Annotated in this window: 14 protein-coding genes; 3 read left to right on the top strand and 11 right to left on the bottom strand. The window is 68.0% G+C overall.

Annotated elements, in window-relative coordinates:
* The first annotated feature begins 133 nt into the window (after positions 1–133).
* Both CFB46_RS11140 and galU read left to right on the top strand, forming a co-directional pair.
* The gene (locus tag CFB46_RS11140; RefSeq protein WP_027784228.1) at positions 134–3,001 is read left to right on the top strand and encodes a valine--tRNA ligase; all 2,868 of its coding nucleotides are present in this window, start codon (positions 134–136) and stop codon (positions 2,999–3,001) included.
* A gap of 87 nt (positions 3,002–3,088) precedes the next feature.
* Positions 3,089–3,973, top strand: a complete 885-nt coding sequence (galU, locus tag CFB46_RS11135) for a UTP--glucose-1-phosphate uridylyltransferase GalU (RefSeq protein WP_027784227.1) — start codon at positions 3,089–3,091, stop codon at positions 3,971–3,973.
* A 51-nt stretch (positions 3,974–4,024) separates the two neighbouring features.
* Here the strand turns inward: galU and CFB46_RS11130 are convergent, their stop codons facing one another.
* The 7 genes from CFB46_RS11130 to CFB46_RS11100 all read right to left on the bottom strand — a co-directional run bounded on the left by CFB46_RS11130 (position 4,025) and on the right by CFB46_RS11100 (position 11,464).
* Positions 4,025–4,639 carry a DUF4136 domain-containing protein gene (locus tag CFB46_RS11130; protein ID WP_027784226.1) on the bottom strand — a complete coding sequence of 205 codons (615 nt, stop codon included), beginning with the start codon at positions 4,637–4,639 and terminating at the stop codon, positions 4,025–4,027.
* Positions 4,640–4,676: 37 nt separating this feature from the next.
* Positions 4,677–7,064 carry a CHASE2 domain-containing protein gene (locus CFB46_RS11125; protein ID WP_089499983.1) on the bottom strand — a complete coding sequence of 796 codons (2,388 nt, stop codon included), beginning with the start codon at positions 7,062–7,064 and terminating at the stop codon, positions 4,677–4,679.
* Between the two features lie 10 nt (positions 7,065–7,074).
* Entirely contained in the window at positions 7,075–8,436 is a 1,362-nt protein-coding gene (locus CFB46_RS11120; protein WP_027784224.1) for a FecR family protein, read from the bottom strand.
* Positions 8,433–9,137 (bottom strand): response regulator transcription factor, encoded by a 705-nt coding sequence (locus CFB46_RS11115; RefSeq protein WP_027784223.1) that lies wholly within the window; start codon positions 9,135–9,137, stop codon positions 8,433–8,435. The genes CFB46_RS11120 and CFB46_RS11115 overlap by 4 nt, the downstream gene beginning before the upstream one ends.
* Before the next feature lie 266 nt (positions 9,138–9,403).
* Entirely contained in the window at positions 9,404–9,838 is a 435-nt protein-coding gene (locus CFB46_RS11110; RefSeq protein ID WP_027784222.1) for a hypothetical protein, read from the bottom strand.
* A 345-nt stretch (positions 9,839–10,183) separates the two neighbouring features.
* Positions 10,184–10,411 carry a sulfurtransferase TusA family protein gene (locus CFB46_RS11105; RefSeq protein WP_006402122.1) on the bottom strand — a complete coding sequence of 76 codons (228 nt, stop codon included), beginning with the start codon at positions 10,409–10,411 and terminating at the stop codon, positions 10,184–10,186.
* 117 nt (positions 10,412–10,528) lie between these two features.
* Positions 10,529–11,464: a LysR family transcriptional regulator gene (locus CFB46_RS11100; protein WP_027784221.1), complete on the bottom strand. Its 936-nt coding sequence runs from the start codon at positions 11,462–11,464 to the stop codon at positions 10,529–10,531.
* 110 nt (positions 11,465–11,574) lie between these two features.
* Between CFB46_RS11100 and CFB46_RS11095 the strand changes: the two genes are divergently transcribed.
* Positions 11,575–13,095, top strand: a complete 1,521-nt coding sequence (locus tag CFB46_RS11095) for a CoA-acylating methylmalonate-semialdehyde dehydrogenase (protein ID WP_027784220.1) — start codon at positions 11,575–11,577, stop codon at positions 13,093–13,095.
* Positions 13,096–13,217: 122 nt separating this feature from the next.
* Here CFB46_RS11095 and CFB46_RS11090 read toward each other — a convergent pair whose 3' ends face one another.
* The 4 genes from CFB46_RS11090 to CFB46_RS11075 form a co-directional block, all read right to left on the bottom strand.
* A complete protein-coding gene (locus CFB46_RS11090) occupies positions 13,218–14,102 on the bottom strand; it encodes a MurR/RpiR family transcriptional regulator (protein WP_027784219.1) in 885 nt (294 codons plus the stop codon).
* 286 nt (positions 14,103–14,388) lie between these two features.
* Positions 14,389–15,561 (bottom strand): Gfo/Idh/MocA family protein, encoded by a 1,173-nt coding sequence (locus CFB46_RS11085; RefSeq protein ID WP_089499982.1) that lies wholly within the window; start codon positions 15,559–15,561, stop codon positions 14,389–14,391.
* Positions 15,562–15,593: 32 nt separating this feature from the next.
* Positions 15,594–16,520 carry a TIM barrel protein gene (locus CFB46_RS11080; RefSeq protein ID WP_027784217.1) on the bottom strand — a complete coding sequence of 309 codons (927 nt, stop codon included), beginning with the start codon at positions 16,518–16,520 and terminating at the stop codon, positions 15,594–15,596.
* 35 nt (positions 16,521–16,555) lie between these two features.
* Complete coding sequence (locus CFB46_RS11075) at positions 16,556–17,569, bottom strand: Gfo/Idh/MocA family protein (RefSeq protein ID WP_027784216.1); 1,014 nt, start codon at positions 17,567–17,569, stop codon at positions 16,556–16,558.
* Positions 17,570–17,578 lie beyond the last annotated feature (9 nt).

Raw genomic sequence — 17,578 nt, 5'->3', positions numbered from 1 at the left:
CGCGCCGTGCGGGCACGTCGCGGCCGCATGCCGACCGGCCCGCGCCGGCAAGGCGATGGCTGGCCGATGGGCATCCATTTATAATTATCAGATTCGGCATCCAATTCACGCATTTTTCGGCAGATTTCCAAACATGAGCGACAACACGCTTGCGAAGAGCTTCGAGCCCCATACCATCGAGTCCCAATGGGGGCCGGAGTGGGAAAAACGCGGCTATGCCGCCCCGGCATTCGATCCGTCCCGCCCCGATTTCGCGATCCAGTTGCCGCCGCCGAACGTGACGGGCACGCTGCACATGGGCCACGCGTTCAACCAGACGATCATGGACGGCCTCGCCCGCTATCACCGGATGCTCGGCGAGAACACGCTGTGGGTGCCGGGCACCGACCACGCGGGGATCGCCACCCAGATCGTCGTCGAACGCCAACTCGACGCGCAGGGCGTGTCGCGCCACGATCTCGGCCGCGAGAAGTTCGTCGAGCGCGTGTGGGAATGGAAGCAGAAATCCGGTTCGACGATCACCGACCAGGTGCGCCGCCTCGGCGCGTCGACCGACTGGTCGCGCGAATACTTCACGATGGACGACAAGATGTCGGCCGCCGTGCGCGACGTGTTCGTCACGCTGTATGAACAAGGGCTGATCTACCGCGGCAAGCGCCTCGTCAACTGGGATCCGGTGCTGCTCACCGCCGTGTCGGACCTCGAAGTCGTCAGCGAAGAGGAAAACGGCCACCTGTGGCACATCCGCTACCCGCTCGTCGACGGCTCGGGTTCGCTGACGGTCGCCACCACGCGTCCCGAGACGATGCTCGGCGACGTCGCGCTGATGGTCCATCCGGAAGACGAGCGTTACGCGCACCTGATCGGCAAGCTGGTCACGCTGCCGCTGACGGGCCGCGAGATTCCGGTGATCGCCGACGACTACGTCGACCGCGAGTTCGGCACGGGCGTCGTGAAGGTCACGCCCGCGCACGACTTCAACGACTACCAGGTCGGCCTGCGCCACAAGCTCGCGCCGATCGAGATCCTGACGCTCGACGCCAAGATCAACGACAACGGCCCCGAGCAGTATCGCGGGCTCGACCGCTTCGACGCGCGCCGTGCGATCGTCGCCGATCTCGACGCGCAGGGCTTCCTCGACTCCGTGAAGCCGCACAAGCTGATGGTGCCGCGCGGCGACCGCACGGGCGTCGTGATCGAGCCGCTGCTGACCGACCAGTGGTTCGTCGCGATGACGAAGCCGGCGCCGGAAGGCACGTTCAATCCGGGCAAGTCGATCACCGAGACGTCGCTCGACGTGGTGCGCGACGGCCAGATCAAGTTCGTCCCGGAGAACTGGACGACCACCTACTACCAGTGGCTCGAGAACATCCAGGACTGGTGCATCTCGCGCCAGCTGTGGTGGGGCCACCAGATTCCCGCGTGGTACGGCGAGAACGGCGAGGTGTTCGTCGCCCGCAACGAGGAAGACGCGCGCGCGCAGGCCGCGGCGAACGGTTACACGGGTGCGCTCAAGCGCGACGAAGACGTGCTCGACACGTGGTTTTCGTCCGCGCTCGTGCCGTTCTCGTCGCTCGGCTGGCCGAACGAAACGCCCGAACTGAAGCATTTCCTGCCGTCGTCGGTGCTCGTCACCGGCTTCGACATCATCTTCTTCTGGGTCGCCCGGATGGTGATGATGACCACGCACTTCACCGGCAAGGTGCCGTTCCATACCGTCTACATGCACGGCCTCGTGCGCGACGCGGAAGGCCAGAAGATGTCGAAGAGCAAGGGCAACACGCTCGACCCGATCGACATCGTCGACGGCATCGACCTCGAAGCGCTGGTCGCGAAGCGCACGACGGGCCTGATGAACCCGAAGCAGGCCGCGACCATCGAGAAGAAGACGCGCAAGGAATTCCCGGACGGCATCCCCGCGTTCGGCACCGACGCGCTGCGCTTCACGATGGCGTCGATGGCGACGCTCGGCCGTAACGTGAACTTCGACCTCGCGCGCTGCGAAGGCTATCGCAACTTCTGCAACAAGCTGTGGAACGCGACGCGCTTCGTGCTGATGAACTGCGAAGGCCACGACTGCGGCAGCGACAAGCCGGAAGTCTGCGGCGCGGGCGACTGCGGCCCCGGCGGCTACCTCGACTTCTCGGCGGCCGACCGCTGGATCGTGTCGCTGCTGCAGCGCACCGAAGCCGACATCGCGAAGGGTTTCGCCGATTACCGCTTCGACAACATCGCGAGCAGCATCTACAAGTTCGTGTGGGACGAGTACTGCGACTGGTATCTCGAACTCGCGAAGGTCCAGATCCAGAACGGCACGCCGGAACAGCAGCGCGCGACGCGCCGCACGCTGCTGCGCGTGCTGGAAACGGTGCTGCGCCTCGCGCACCCGGTCATCCCGTTCATCACCGAAGCGCTCTGGCAGAAGGTCGCGCCGCTCGCGGGCCGCTATCCGCAGGGCAAGGCCGACGGCGAAGCGTCGCTGATGACGCAGGCGTATCCGGTCGCGAACCTGCAGAAGATCGACGAGGCGTCCGAGCAGTGGGCGGCCGACCTGAAGGCGATCGTCGATGCATGCCGTAACCTGCGCGGCGAGATGAACCTGTCGCCGGCCACCAAGGTGCCGCTGCTCGCGGCCGGCGACGCCGAGCGCCTGCGCTCGTTCGCGCCGTACGTGCAGGCGCTCGCGCGCCTGTCGGAAGTGCAGATCCTCGCAGACGAAGCGGCGCTCGACCAGCAAGCGCACGGCGCGCCGATCGCGATCGTCGGCCCGAACAAGCTGGTGCTGAAGGTGGAAATCGACGTCGCGGCAGAACGCGAACGTCTGTCGAAGGAAATCGCGCGCCTGACGGGCGAGATCGCGAAATGCAACGCGAAGCTCGGCAACGAGGCTTTCGTCGCGAAAGCGCCGCCGGCCGTGGTCGAACAGGAGCAGAAACGCGTCGCGGAATTCCAGAGCACGCTGGAAAAACTGCGCGCGCAGCTCGATCGGTTGCCTGCGTAACAAACGGTAAGGTCATTTGCGTTCACTATAATGCGAACGTGAACATAGACCGTCTGACAAGTCGATTACAGGAATAAAGGTTCGATCATGTTGAAAGTCACCAAGGCGGTATTCCCCGTTGCCGGCCTCGGCACGCGGTTCCTGCCGGCAACGAAGGCGAGCCCGAAGGAAATGCTGCCGGTCGTCGACAAGCCGCTGATCCAGTACGCGGTCGAGGAAGCGATCGCCGCGGGCATCACCGAGATGATCTTCGTGACCGGGCGCAGCAAGCGCGCGATCGAGGACCACTTCGACAAGTCGTACGAGGTCGAGGCCGAGCTCGAGGCGCGCGGCAAGGAAAAGCTGCTCGAACTCGTGCGCAGCATCAAGCCGAGCCATGTCGACTGCTTCTACGTGCGCCAGCCGGAAGCGCTCGGCCTCGGCCACGCGGTGCTGTGCGCGGAAAAGCTCGTCAACGACAATCCGTTCGCGGTGATCCTCGCCGACGACCTGCTCGACGGCAACCCGCCGGTGATGAAGCAGATGGTCGACGTGTTCGACCACTATCACAGCTCGGTGATCGGCGTCGAAGAGATCCCGCCGTCGGAGACGAAGGCGTACGGGATCGTCGACGGCAAGGAATGGGAAGAGTCGATCGTCAAGATGTCGGCGATCGTCGAGAAGCCGGCGCCGGACGTCGCGCCGTCGAACCTCGGCGTGGTCGGCCGCTACATCCTGAAACCGCGGATCTTCGAGCACCTGCGCGCGCTGAAGCCCGGCGCGGGCGGCGAACTGCAGCTCACCGACGCGATCCAGGCGCTGCTCGCCGACGAACAGGTGCTGGCCTACAAGTACCAGGGCACGCGCTACGACTGCGGCAGCAAGCTCGGCTACCTGAAGGCGACGGTCGAATTCGCGCTGCGCCACCCGGAAGTCGGTGCGGAGTTCGAGACGTACCTGCGCACGCGCGACGGCGCCCAACCGACCGTCTGAACGCGGCAAGGGCGCGCCCCGACGGGCCCGCCCTCACCTCCCGGCCACCGCTCAGCGCGCGTCGGCCGGCTTCACCGAGACGACGCCCGGCATCCCGCCCGCGTCGTCTTTTTTCGTCTTGACGAGCCAGCCGCTGCCGTCGCCGAACGGTATCTTCGCCAGCGCGCTCTTGACGAGCGCCGGCGCGGCCTGTTGCGTGCCCGGATCGCGATCGCGCAGCGACGCCGACACGCGATAGACGTCGGCACCCGATTGCGCATCGACGAAACGCAGCGTCAGCACGTGGCGGTATACCTTGCCCGCGAACGGCAGCGCGAACGGCGCCGGCCCGTCGACCGTCACGCATGCGCTGCTGGCCGCGCCGCACCGGTCGGCGCTCGTCGCGACCGCCGCCGGCTGCGTCGCATACGCGATCGAGAGCCGATAACGCGCGTCCTTGAGCGGCTGCGCGTCGAAACCGCGGTGCGCGAGTTCGTCGCGTACGAGCGTCTCGATCCGCCGGTACTCGGCGTCGTCCGCCTGCGCGGTCGTCCGTACGAAATCGTAGCCGTGCGCACCGGATGCGAATGCATTCGGCTGCCCGACCGCGCTCACGCCGCTCGTCACGCCGGCGCAACCCGTCAACAGCGACGCCGCCAGCGCGCTCGCCGCCCATTGCTTTCTCATGACTTTCCCCAAATGCCTGCCGTCGCGCCCGGCCCTGTCAGGCGGACGGCTCGTCGATCGCGGGCAGCGACACCGTCACCGCGGTGCCGACACCCACTTCGCTGTCGACCGACACGCTGCCCCCATGGCGCGTGACGACCGTCTTCACGAAAACCATGCCGAGGCCGGAGCCCGGGATGTCGGGCCGCTCGCCGGCATGGAATCGCTTGAAACGCTCGAACAGATGCCGCTGATCTTCCGGCGCAATGCCGTAGCCCTGATCGCGAATCGTACAGAACATCCGCTTCGACGCGTGCTCGACCGTCAGCGTACACGTGATCACCGTGTCGGACGGACTGTATTTGACCGCATTGTTCAGCAGGTTCACGAATGCGCGCGTGATCAGCGAGCGATCCGCGCGCACCCAGCACATGTCGGCGCCCACGTCGGTCTCGATGCGAATGTGCTTCGCCTGCGCCTGCGGCCACACCTCGTCGCTCGCATCGATCAGCACGTCGACGAGGCTCGTCGCTTCCAGCTGGTAAGCCTGCGACTCCGCGCGCGCCAGTTGCACGAACTCGTCGGCGAGCGACAGCGCGCGGTGCGCATAACGCTCGATCCGCGCGAGCAGCCCGCGCATCGTGTCGGTCTCGACGCGATCGCGCTCGATCTCGACCAGCGCAAGGATCGACGACTGCGGCGAACGCATGTCGTGCGACAGCAGGTGCAGCGCTTCCTCGCGATGCCGTTCGGCCGCATGCAGCTCGGTCACGTCGACGAGGCCGGCGATCCAGCCCGTCACGCGCCCTTGCGCGTTCGTACACGCCGCGTAGCGTAGCAGATGGTCGAGCCCGTCGCGATCGCGCACCTCGATGCCGCGCGCCATCGCGTCGTGCTCGGCCTCGAGCGTCGGGTCGAGCGCGGCCGGCCAGCGCTCGCGGATCGCCGCGTCGTGTTCGGCGTTGCCGTCGACGGTCTTCATGAACGTCAGCTCGCCGAGCGCGGTGCGCAGCGGCCGCCCTTCCGGCAGCGGCAGCGCGAGCCGCGACCCGTAGCGTTTCGCCGCGTGGTTCGCGATCAGCACGGTGCCGGCGAGGTCGGTCACGAAAATCGGTTCGGGCATGCTGTCGAGGCTGTCCCACACGAAACGCTTCATGTCCTGCACGCGCTGCGCGGCCTGCGCCATCAGCGCCATCTGCCGCTCCAGCACGTCGCCGCCGACGCTGCGCGTGCGCGGCGCCTCGGGCAGCAGGTGCGGCTCGTCGGCGAGCCGCTGCAGCTCGCGGCGCAGGTACGACATCGTCATTTCCAGCCGTCGCCAGTTCCAGATCGGGTAGACGGCGATCAGCCCGAAGACCGCGGGCGCCGGCGTCAGCCAGATGCGCGCCTCGAACAGCAGCGCCACGCTCGCGAGCACGGCGAGCGCGGCAAGGCTCAGCGTCAGCAGCAGCGCGCGCCACGGCGACAGCATCAGGAAGCCGCCCAGCAACACGGCGAGCGGCAGCAGCGACGCGATGAACAATCCCGCGCGCGACGCGGGCGAGATCGCGCTGCCGGTCGCCAGCATGTCGAGCACGTTCGCATGGATGTACACGCCGGCCAGCGGGCCGAACTCGCCGGACACCGGCGTCGCGAAGCGATCGTACAGCCCCGATGCCGTCACGCCGACGACGACGATCTTGCCGCGCAGCGCGTCGGGCTTCACGCGCCCTTCGAGCACGTCGTCGAACGACAGCGTCGGATACGCGGGCGTGTTGCGGCTGAACGGAATCAGGTAGCGGCCGTCGCCCGCCGCATCGCGCGACAGGTTGTGCGCGTTCGCGCCGGGCACGCCGCCGACCGGGTGCAGCCGGCCGGCCTGGATCGCGCGGTACACGGGCACCATCAGTTGCGGCCAGCGCACGCGGCCGTCGCTTTCGAACAGCGCGACGCTGCGCACGATACCGTCGCGATCGACTTCGAGATTGATATGGCCGAGCCCCGTCGCCCGCGCGGCGAGCGCGGCGACCGGCGGATCGACCGATCGCGTGCCGTCCGCCTGCTCGGGGCTCAGCAGCACCGGCAGGAAGGTCGGCACGCGGCTCATCGCGTCCGCGAACGTGCGATCCTCCGGCGACGGCTCGGTAAACAGCACGTCGTAGACGACGGCGGCCGGCTGCGCGCGCGCGAGCGTGTCGAGCAGCCGCGCATGCACGTCGCGCGGCCACGGCCAGCGGCCGAGCGCGGACACGCTCTGGTTGTCGATGTCGACCACCACCACGTCGGGCGACAGCGGCAGGCTGCGCAGCATCAGCAGCCGGTCGTAGATCAACCCGTCGACGCTCGACGACAGGCGGCCGAGCGCGCACGCGAGGATCACCGCGATCCCGAGGCAGCCGATCGCGATCCATTCGATCAGGAAGCGGCGGCCGAGGCGCCGCCGCGGGGAAACGGAGTCGGGTTTCATGCGCCGCGGGTCAGCGCGACAACGTGAACGCGCTGACCGGACTGGTCTTCTCGTAGAACTTGCCGCCTTCGAATTCCTCGACGGTCACGGCCCAGAAATAGTCGCCCGCCGGCAGGTGCGCGACGGTGATCTGGCGCGCGTGCAGCCCGACCTGATCGACGACCGGCGCGCTCAGGTCCTTCGAGCGCGACAGCACGAACCGGTAACGCGCATTCTGGCCCGACCCGTTCGGCGACCAGCGGAACTCGTAGCCGCCCGCGCCCTGCGACGCGCTCGCATCGAGCCCCATCACGCGACGTTCGAACGCATAGGTGCGCGGCAGCCCCTCGAGGCCGTTCGCATCGATCGCGGCAATCCGCACGAAGTAATTCCCGTTCGGCACGTCGCGGAACACCGCGCGCGGCGAATCGGTACGCGTTTCGCGGAACAGGTCGAGCAGCCCCGCATCGTGCGCGAGCTGCACGCGATACGCATGCGCCTGCGCAAGCGGCGTGACGTCGAATGCGACGTCGGGCTCGTCCTGCACCTTGTCGGGATGCGCGAGCACGGGCGCGTCCAGCAGTTCGACGGGCTCGCCGACCGCACCGGACGACGTCGCCACGCTGCCGAACTTCGCATGCACGAGCGTCGCGCCCGCCGGCTGGCGGCCGCCCGCGACGCCGACGGTGCCGTCGAGCACTTCGACGCGCGTCGACGCAGTGCCGGCGGCGTCGTAGTTCACGCGAAAGCGCGTGCCGCGTACGCCGGCGACGACCGACGGCGAGCGGATCTGGAAGCGGTCGTCGCGTTTCTTCAGGTGGGTGACTTCGCTGTCGACCGAACCGCGCGTGAGTTCGAACTCGCGATCGAGCGTGCCGGTCAGCACCGTGCGGCGCAGCGACTTCAGGTCGAGCTGGCTGTCGGGCGGCAGGCTCATGTGCGTGCCGTCGGCCAGCTCGATCGTCACGAAGCCGTTCGGGCCGGTGCGCACGCGGTCGCCTTCGGCGAGCGTCGCATCGTTCGCGAGCGGCGCGAAGGCGGCGCCGGATGCGCGCTCGGCCGTGCCCTGCACCGCGATCACGCGTGCGGTGAGCGTTTCCTTGCGCAGACGCGCGACCGGCAGCTTCAGCGCGACGCCGGGCTGCAGGCGCTTCGGCGCCGGCACGCCGTTGATCTGCTGGAGCAATTGCCAGTCGTCCGCACCTTGCAGGTAGCGCGCGGCGACCGCGTACAGCGTGTCGCCCGCCTGCGTGCGATAGACGACCATCTTTCCCGCGGCGGCGGGCGGCTGCGCCGCGGCCTGCTGCGCGGCGAACACGAACGCGACCGCGCAGGCCGCGCGCAGCGCCGCCGTGCACAGGCCCGCCGTGCGCTGCGTGATTCGCGCGGTCACTCCGGTTCCCCCTGGCCGACCCGTTCGAGCCGGTAGCCGTACCCGTAGATCGGCGCGAGACGGTAGCCGTTTTCGGGCCGCAGGCCGAGCTTGGTGCGCAGCATCGAAATGTGCGTATCCATCGTGCGCGACGGAATGTCGGTCGCCTGCTTCCACACGAGGTCGAGAATGTGCGCGCGCGACAGCGGCCGGTCGAGATGCTGGAACAGCAGCAGCGCGAGCTCGAATTCCTTTTGCGTGAGGCTCACGGCCTTGTCGCCGACGTACGCCTGCTTCAGGTTCACGTCGAAACGGAACTGATCGAATTCGCGGACGGTCGCCTCGGCGTTGACCGGATACGCGCGGCGCAGCAGCGAACCGATGCGCGCGCGCAGGATCGGGCCCGACACGGGCTTGACCACGTAATCGTCGGCGCCGGCGTTGAGAATCTGCGTGATCCCCGCCTCGTCGTCGCGGCTCGTCATGAAGATGATCGGCAGGCTATGCTCGGTCTGGTTGGCGCGCACCCACTTGAGCACTTCCTCGCCGGACATGTCGGGCACGTTCCAGTCGAGCACCAGCAGGTCGAACGTCTCGCGCTGCAGGCGCTTCTTCAGGGCCTTGCCTTCCTTGAACGCATAGCACGTATGGCCGATGGCCGTCAGCGTTTGACTGACGAAATCCGTCTGGGCCGGATCGTCATCCAATACAGCAATTCTCATAGCACCCCGCAAATCGAAGTCGATTCGTCCATTCGGCTCCCGCGCCTGCCCCGGCCGCGCAGCATGCGCGCGGCACCGGATACCGGCCGGCGAGCCGTCGTTCGCCGCTCGCGCCACCTGCGCAAACCGGCGACCCCGGTTAAATATCTCAAAAACGGGGCACGGACGAACCGGCGATTTCATCATAGTAGTATGAAATTCGCCAAGAAATTGCGCGGACTATCGCCCTTTCTTCGAATAATCCTTTCTGTTGCGCAACCGGACGCCTATTCGGCGCCCGCGATGCCGGCCACCGGCTCGGCAAAATCGTCTGTCGGCACGCGTGGCGACGGCCGCTCCGACAGCGGCGGTTGCGCCAGCATCCGCTGCAACTGGTCGCGCACACGCTCCCACGCGCCGGCCGCGTAGTCGGGCTGGCCTGCCGCCCATGCCTGCGCCAGATCGAACACGCGTTCGATCGTCGCACCGCAGTAGGTCGGGCCCGAGCCATCGCCCCGCGCGGCATCGCGCAGCCGTTCGTCGAGCCACTCGGCCAGCCACGGCATCTCGGCCGCGGCCGAATCCGCATAGGCCTCCAGCGCGGCACGCGCGTGGCGGTCCCGTTGCGGATCGAGCTCGATCCGGTTCAATTCCGAGGTGCGCACGGGCGCGATGCTTTGCGCTCCGGACGGACTTCGAAGGGTCCCTGGTCTGAAGGACATGTCCTCTCCCCGTTGTACGACGGTAGCGTCAGGCATGGCCCCCGAGCCCGCCGTGCGACGTACCGTGGCCGGCGCCTCCGCTGGGAGCGGACGACCGGCCGGGTCAGTATACGCAGCCGGTCACGCAACGAGGTTTAAGAATTGTCAGAGAGGCGCGGTAAGCGCTTTCCAATGGAACAGGAGCCTGAGCGAGGGGTGCGCTGGCTCTTGTGTAGCGCTCGCTCCCGTCAGGCTTCTTTCGGTCTTGGAAAGTACTCAGGGGCAGCCGGCTGGGTGGGCCGGCGAAGCGGTCCGCCAGGCGCGCCGGCCGGGCGCCGGGCGCGGCGGGACGTGCGATGCGCGCCTTCAGCGGCGGCGCATCAGGAACACGAAGGTCTTGTCCTGGGTCGTCGATTCGACGATCTCGTTGCCCGTCTGCTTCGCGAACGCGGCGAAATCGCGCTGCGAGCCCGGATCGGTCGCGAGCACCTTGAGGATCTGCCCGCTTTCCATATCGGCAAGCGCTTTCTTGGCACGCAGGATCGGCAACGGGCAATTGAGCCCGCGCGCGTCCACTTCCTTGTGAATCTGCATCGGCGGTCGACCTTCGAATGACGCGCCACTCACGGCGCGGGAGGAAGCCGCGATTTTACCGCAGCGCCGCCGTGCCCGCCCGGCCCGCCCACGGCCCGGCGCGCGCCGCCGTCGGGCTCACGCGCCGGAGAAGCCGCCCGCAAGCCGTTCGCGCAGGTGCCGCACGAGCGCGCGCACCGCGCTCGGCACGACCGGGCTGTATGGGCGGATTGCGAAAATATGGTCGCCGAACGCGCCCGACGGCCGCCAGCCGTCGAGCAGCGCGACGAGCCGGCCGGCATCGAGATCGCGCCGCGCGCTGAAATCGGGCAGCAGCGCGATGCCGAGCCCGCCGAGCGCGGCCTCGCGCATCGCCTCGCTGTTGTTCGCCGCGAAACTGCCGCGCACCGGCACGCTCACGCGCTGGCGCCGGCGGCCGTCCGGCTCGAAGCTCCACGCGGCCGGCTCGTGCTCGCGCAGGTAGCACAGGCAGCTGTGATCGACGAGTTCGCTCGGGTGGCGCGGCGCGCCGCGCATGTCGAGATAGTCGCGGCTCGCGACCAGCAGCGAACGCGTGTCGCACAGCTTCCATGCGACATGGGTCTGCGGCGCGGTGGTCGTATGGCGGATCGCGAGGTCGAAGCCCTCCTGCGTCAGCGAATGCAGGCGGTCGGACAGGTCGAGCTCGATCTGTACGCCCGGATGCTGACGCAGGAAATCGGGCAGGTGCGGCACGATCTGCTGGCGCCCGAGCGCGACCGGCACCGTGAGGCGCAACAGCCCGCGCGGCTCGCCGGCGAGATCCTTCACGCGCGCGAAATGCTGGCCGATCGACTCGAACGCGTCGCGCGTGCTGTCGACGAGCGTCTGGCCCGCATCGGTGAGCCGCACGCTGCGCGTGGTGCGCCGCACGAGCGGCACGCCGGCCGCCTTTTCGAGATCGGCGATGCGCTGGCTCATCGCGGCCTTGCTGATGCCGAGCCGCTGTGCGGCAGCCGTGAAACTGCCGGCCGCGGCCAGCACCGTCAGCGAATGGATGTGCGGCCAGAGCGCCTGGACATTTTGCTGATTCATCCACTGATTATTCAGAATTCTGAACAGTGAATCAAGTTTCGCGGCCTTCTCCGGCCCTGCCGGTTTCCCTAGACTAGGTGCTGTTCCCCCCTCATCCCCCAGGAGACACGATGAATCAGGTTCCCGCGTACACGTCCGACGCCGACGTCGGCCACTATGTCGACGGCGCGCCCGTCGCCGGCCGCAGCGGCCGTTTCCAGGACGTCCTCAATCCGGCGCTCGGCCGCGCGGTGCGCCGCGTGGCACTGGCCGACGGCAGCGAAGTGCAGCAGGCCGTCGCCTCCGCCCACGCCGCGTTCCCGGCCTGGGCCGCGACGCCGCCGATCCGCCGCGCGCGCGTGCTGCACCGCTTCCTGCAACTGATGAACGAGCACCGCGACACGCTCGCGGCGATCATCACCGCCGAACACGGCAAGGTATTCTCGGACGCGCAGGGCGAAGTCGCGCGCGGCATCGACATCGTCGAATTCGCGTGCGGCGTGCCGCAGCTGCTGAAGGGCGATTTCACCGACCAGGTCAGCACCGGCATCGACAACTGGACGATGCGCCAGCCGCTCGGCGTCGTCGCGGGCATCACGCCATTCAACTTCCCGTGCATGGTGCCGTGCTGGATGTTCCCGGTCGCGATCGCGACGGGCAACACGTTCGTGCTGAAGCCGAGCGAGCGCGACCCGTCGGCCGCGCTGTTCATCGCCGACCTGCTCACGCAGGCCGGCCTGCCCGCCGGCGTGTTCAACGTCGTGCAGGGCGACAAGGGCGCGGTCGATGCGCTCCTCGATCATCCGGACGTGCAGGCCGTCAGCTTCGTCGGCTCGACGCCGATCGCGGCGTACGTGCAGCAGCGCGCGGTGCAGTCGGGCAAGCGCGTGCAGGCGCTCGGCGGCGCGAAGAACCACCTCGTCGTGATGCCCGACGCGAACATCGACCAGGCCGTCGACGCGCTGATCGGCGCCGCATACGGCTCCGCGGGCGAGCGCTGCATGGCGATCAGCATCGCGGTGCTGGTCGGCGACGTGGCCGACCGAATCGTGCCGGCCGTGGCCGAGCGCGCGCGCAAGCTGGTGATCGGCGACGGCATGTCGCCGGAAGTCGAGATGGGCCCGATCGTCACCGGCGAAGCGTTGAAGCGCATCGAAGGCTATATCGAGCAAGGCGTGAACGAAGGCGCGCAACTGGTGGTCGACGGGCGCGGGCTGCGCGTGCCGGGCCGCGAAGCCGGCTTCTTCACCGGCGGCACGCTGTTCGATCACGTGCGCCCCGACATGCGGATCTACAAGGAAGAGATCTTCGGCCCGGTGCTCGGCTGCGTGCGCGTGAAGGATTTCGGCGAGGCGGTCGACCTGATCAACGCGCACGAGTTCGGCAACGGCGTGTCGTGCTTCACGAGCGACGGCGGGATCGCACGCGAATTCGCGCGACGCATCCAGGTCGGCATGGTCGGCATCAACGTGCCGATCCCGGTGCCGATGGCGTGGCACGGCTTCGGCGGCTGGAAGAAGAGCCTGTTCGGCGACATGCACGCGTACGGCGAGGAAGGCGTGCGCTTCTACACGCGCCAGAAGTCGGTGATGCAGCGCTGGTCGTCGAGCATCGGCAAGGGCGCCGAATTCGCGATGCCGACCGCGAAGTAAGCCGGCCGGTGCGCCGCCCGTCGGCCGGTCAGGCGGGCGGTGCGCCGGCAGAAGCTTCGTCGCATTCCTTGCGCCCGGCCCTTCTGGTGGCCAGCGCAAGCCCGTGATTGGCGGGAACAGCCCTAGCCGGCCTTCGTGCCGTGCGCACCGTCGGCGGTCGGCATATAGGATAGCTCGAGCCGGTACGCGAGCGCGACGAACAGGCTCTGCGCGAGGCCCATCGTGGCCGTCAGCGCACGAAAGCCGAACGTTGCACTGTCCTGCACCATCAGCGTCACTTCCGCGTCCCGCGCGAGCGGGCTCATCCGGCTGTCGGTGATCGCGATCAGTCGCGCGCCGCGCTGCGCGGCCTGCTGCGCGACCTGCACGGTCTCGTCCGCATACGGCATGAACGAGATCGCAATCATCACGTCGCCCTCGCGCACCGACCGGATCTGGCCGAGATGCATGCTGCCGAGCGCGCTGAACAGGCCGATCCGTTTGTCGGTATGCTGCAGCGCATAGTCGAGATACACGGCGATCGGAAACGCGCGCCGCGACCCGGCGATCCAGATCGCCTGCGTATCGGCGAGCAAATCCACGGCCTGCGCGAGCGCCTGCGAATCGAGCGTCTGCCGCAACTGCTGCATCCCGGCAATGCTGCCCTTGATGAATTCGTCGGCGATCTGTTCGGGCTGCAGGCTCGACGAGCCGGCCTCGATCACGTCGCGCAGCCGCAGGTTGTATGCGCGCCCGGGCGCGATCTGCTGCGCGAGCCCCTCGCGAAACAGCCGCTGCATCTCGGAGAAGCCGGAGAAGCCGAAGTGCTTCGCGAAGCGCACGACGGCCGACGGCTGGACGCCGCAGGCTTCCGCGAGCGACTGGATGCCTTCCAGCCCAAGCTGGTCCCGATGCGTTTCCACGTGGCGCGCAATCACCTTCAGGCGATTGCTGAGGCCGTCGTACTCCTGCGTCAGGTGCTGCAGGAACTGCTCGACGGTGGCGGGAGGTTTCTCGGATGAACTCATCGGATAGCGCGAAGTTGACGGCCCCGATGCGCGCGCGATGCTGGCGCACGCGGCCCGGGGCTCGACTGGATACATGCATGAAGGGCGAATTTAATCACGTTTGCGGCCCGGCCCGCGCCGCCTGCTCGCTCCCACGCGCTCGATCATCACTTGCACACGCTCCACGGCACGACTGGAAGCGATTGTCCAACGGGCTCGCGGCGTCGTAAAGATTAGGGCGTCTACCGAGGCCGGCTGTCGCGACGAAGCGCGACGACGCGCCGCGCAGCCCGCCTGCCCTCACCGTTCAACGATAGTCGACCCATACGCTGCCCGCATCGGCCGAACGCACGCAATTCTCGACCCAGCGCACGCCCTCGACGCCCGCGTGGACGTCCGGAAAGCGGATGGCCTTCAACGCCGCGGCGTCGCCGCGATCGGCCGCATCCATCGCGAGCGCGAAGCGCGCGTACAGGTTCGACCAAGCCTCGAACAACCCTTCCGGATGCCCGGCGCCGATCCGATCCTCGCGCAGCGCCCGCGGATGCAGATAGCCCATCCCGCGATCGAGCACCTGCGCGGGCTGCCCCTGGATTTCGTAGCGCAACTGGTTCGGATGCTCGTCCCACCATTCGATGCTGGCCTTCGAGCCGATCACGCGCACCTTCTGCCCGTGCATCGAGCCGGCGTTCACCGCGCTCGACCACACGTAGCCGATCGCCCCGGTGTCGTATTCCATGATCGTGAACGCGTTGTCCTCGAGCGGCGCGCGGCTCTTCACGAAGCTTTGCCGCGAACACATCAGCCGCCGGATCTTCAGTTCCGGCGCCATCACCTCGGAGATGTACAGCGGATGCGTGCCGATGTCGCCGAGCACGTAGCTCGGGCCCGCGAATGTCGGATCGACGCGCCAGCGCGCGGCCGCGCTCGCGGCCTCGACGCCTTCGCTGTGAAAACCGTGCGCGAACTGCATCTGCACGATGCGGATCTCGCCGAGGTCGCCGCGCGCGATCATCTCGCGCGCCTGCTCGATCATCTGGTGTCCCGAGTAGCCGTACGCAACGCCGACGATCCGGTTCTTCTCGATCGACAGCCGCTGCAGCGCCTCGGCCTCTTCGGTCGTGAAGCACAGCGGCTTCTCGCAGACCACGTGCAGCCCCGCGTTCAGCGCGGCGCGGCAGATCTCGAAGTGCGTGTTGTTCGGCGTCGCGATCGACACCGCGCGGATGCCGTCCGGGCGACGCGCTTCGGCGTCGAACATCGTCGCGTAATCGGGATAGCAGCGCTCGGCCGCGACGCCGAGCTTCACGCCGAACTGGCGGCCGCGTTCGGGATCGAGGTCGAATGCGCCGGCAACCAACTGGAAGCTGCCGTCGCGCAGCGCGGCCGACCGGTGGCTGTAGCCGATCTGGCTGCCGAGCCCGCCGCCGACCATGCCCCAGCGAATCGAATGTCCAAGCAGAATCTGTCCGTCAATCATGATGGTGGTGTTCCCGGTGCGTGTTCAGGAGGTCATGCAAAACCGGCCGACGCGAGAAACGCGCGGCTCGCGGCGACGTCGCGCAGGCTCGTGCCGGCGTTGCGCGGGTCGCGCTCCTGCTCGATCGTGATGGCGCCCGCGTAGCCGATGTCGTCGAGCGCCTGGCGGATCGCGCGGTAGTCGAGCACGCCGGTGCCGATCGGGCACATCACGCCGCGCGCGCATGCGGCGAAAAACGCGATGTGCTCGCCCATCACCGCGTCGTACACGGCCGCGTCGATATCCTTGAAATGGACGTAGTCGAGACGCGCCGCATGGCGGCGCAGCCACATTTCGGGGTCCATGCCCGAGTAATGCAGGTGGCCGGTGTCGAGACACAGGCCCACCGTATCGGCCGGAATATCGGCCACGATCCGGTCGATCTCGTCCGCGAACTCGATGTAGCCGCCCGCATGCGGATGAATCACCGCGCGCACGCCGAACGCGTCGCGCGCGATCGTCGCGATCTGCCGGATATGGTCGACCATCCGCGCCCAGCGCTCGTCGGACAGCCGCGGCGCGCGATCGCCGTGACCGGCCGCGTAGTCGCGTTCCTCGTGGCCCCAGTCCATCACGACCAGGTACGGCGCCGCGTAGCGCTGGCCGTCCTGCGTCGGCGGCGTCGGCAGCCGCGTGATCAGCGCGCAGATGTCGCGCGTCTGGCGCAGCAGGTTCGGCAGGTTCTCCGGCGACACGAGATCGTCGAAGATCGTGCCGGCCGTGATGCTCAGGCGGTGCCGTTCGAGCTCGGCGCTCACCACGTCGGGCTCGAGCGGGATGTAGCCGTACGGCCCGAGCTCGATGCCCGAGTAGCCGGCCTGCGCGGCCTCGGCAAGCACGTGCCGCCACGGCGGCAGGTGCGGGTTCTTCACGTCGTCGACGCCCCAGCAGCACGGCGCGCAGCCAATCTTCATCGTCATGTCGGTCGGTCCGGTAAGCGACGAGCGGCCGCGGATCAGCCGCGATAGAACGCGGGATGGTCGGCCATCGCGATCGGTTCGACCGCGCCGCTCTTCTGCGCCCGCACGCATGCGTCGGCCGCGACCGCCGCTGCGTAGCCGTCCCATGCGGACGGCCCGGTCAGCCCGCCCTGCCGCACGCCGTCGATGAACGCCTGCAGCTCGACGTCGTACGACGCGATGAAGCGCTCCTTCCAGTCAGTCATGATCTCGACCGACTGCCGCGCCGCGTGCTTGAGCCCGACGGCCGGCGGATCGGGCAGCTTTGCGATGCCCTGCTCGCCGACCACCTCGCACTGGATGTCGTAGCCGTACTGGCAGTTCACGAAAATCTCGACGTCGATGCGCACGCCGCTCGCGGTTTCGAGCAGCACGATCTGCGGATCGGCGAGGTGCGCGGATGCATGGCGCGTCTTCCTCGGATAGACGACCTGCGCGCTCGCATAGTCCTCGCCGAGCAGCCAGCGCAACACGTCGAGTTCGTGGATCAGCGTGTCGGTGATCGCCATGTCGGTCGTGTAGCGCTCGCCGACCGACTGGTTGCGGTGCGCGCAGTGCAGCATCAGCGGCGCACCGATTGCGCCGCTGTCGATCAAACGCTTGAGCGCACGATAGCCTTCGTCGTACGGCCGCATGAAGCCGACCTGCACGAGCCGCTTGCCGTGCGCGACTTCGGCTTCGACGATCCGCATGCAGCCGTCGGCCGTGACGGCCAGCGGCTTCTCGCAGAACACCGGCTTGCCGTGCGCGATCGCGTCGAGCACGAACGCTTCGTGCGTCGGCCCCCACGACGTGACGAGCACGGCCTGCACGTCGGCGGCCGCGACCACTTCGTGGCCATCGCCGTAGATCTCGGCGTCGAGCCCGTATTTCGTCACCGCGTCGCGCGCCTGCCGCGGATCGATGTCGTTGACGGCCACGACGCGCGCGCCGGACAGCGTGCGGGTCAGTCTGCGGATGTGGTCCTGGCCGATCGCGCCGCAGCCGATCACGCCGATTTGCAAGGTCATGCAGGTGTC

The organism is Burkholderia sp. HI2761 (assembly GCF_002223355.1).
Lineage (GTDB): Bacteria > Pseudomonadota > Gammaproteobacteria > Burkholderiales > Burkholderiaceae > Burkholderia.
This window is presented reverse-complemented; position numbering and strand designations above follow the sequence as displayed.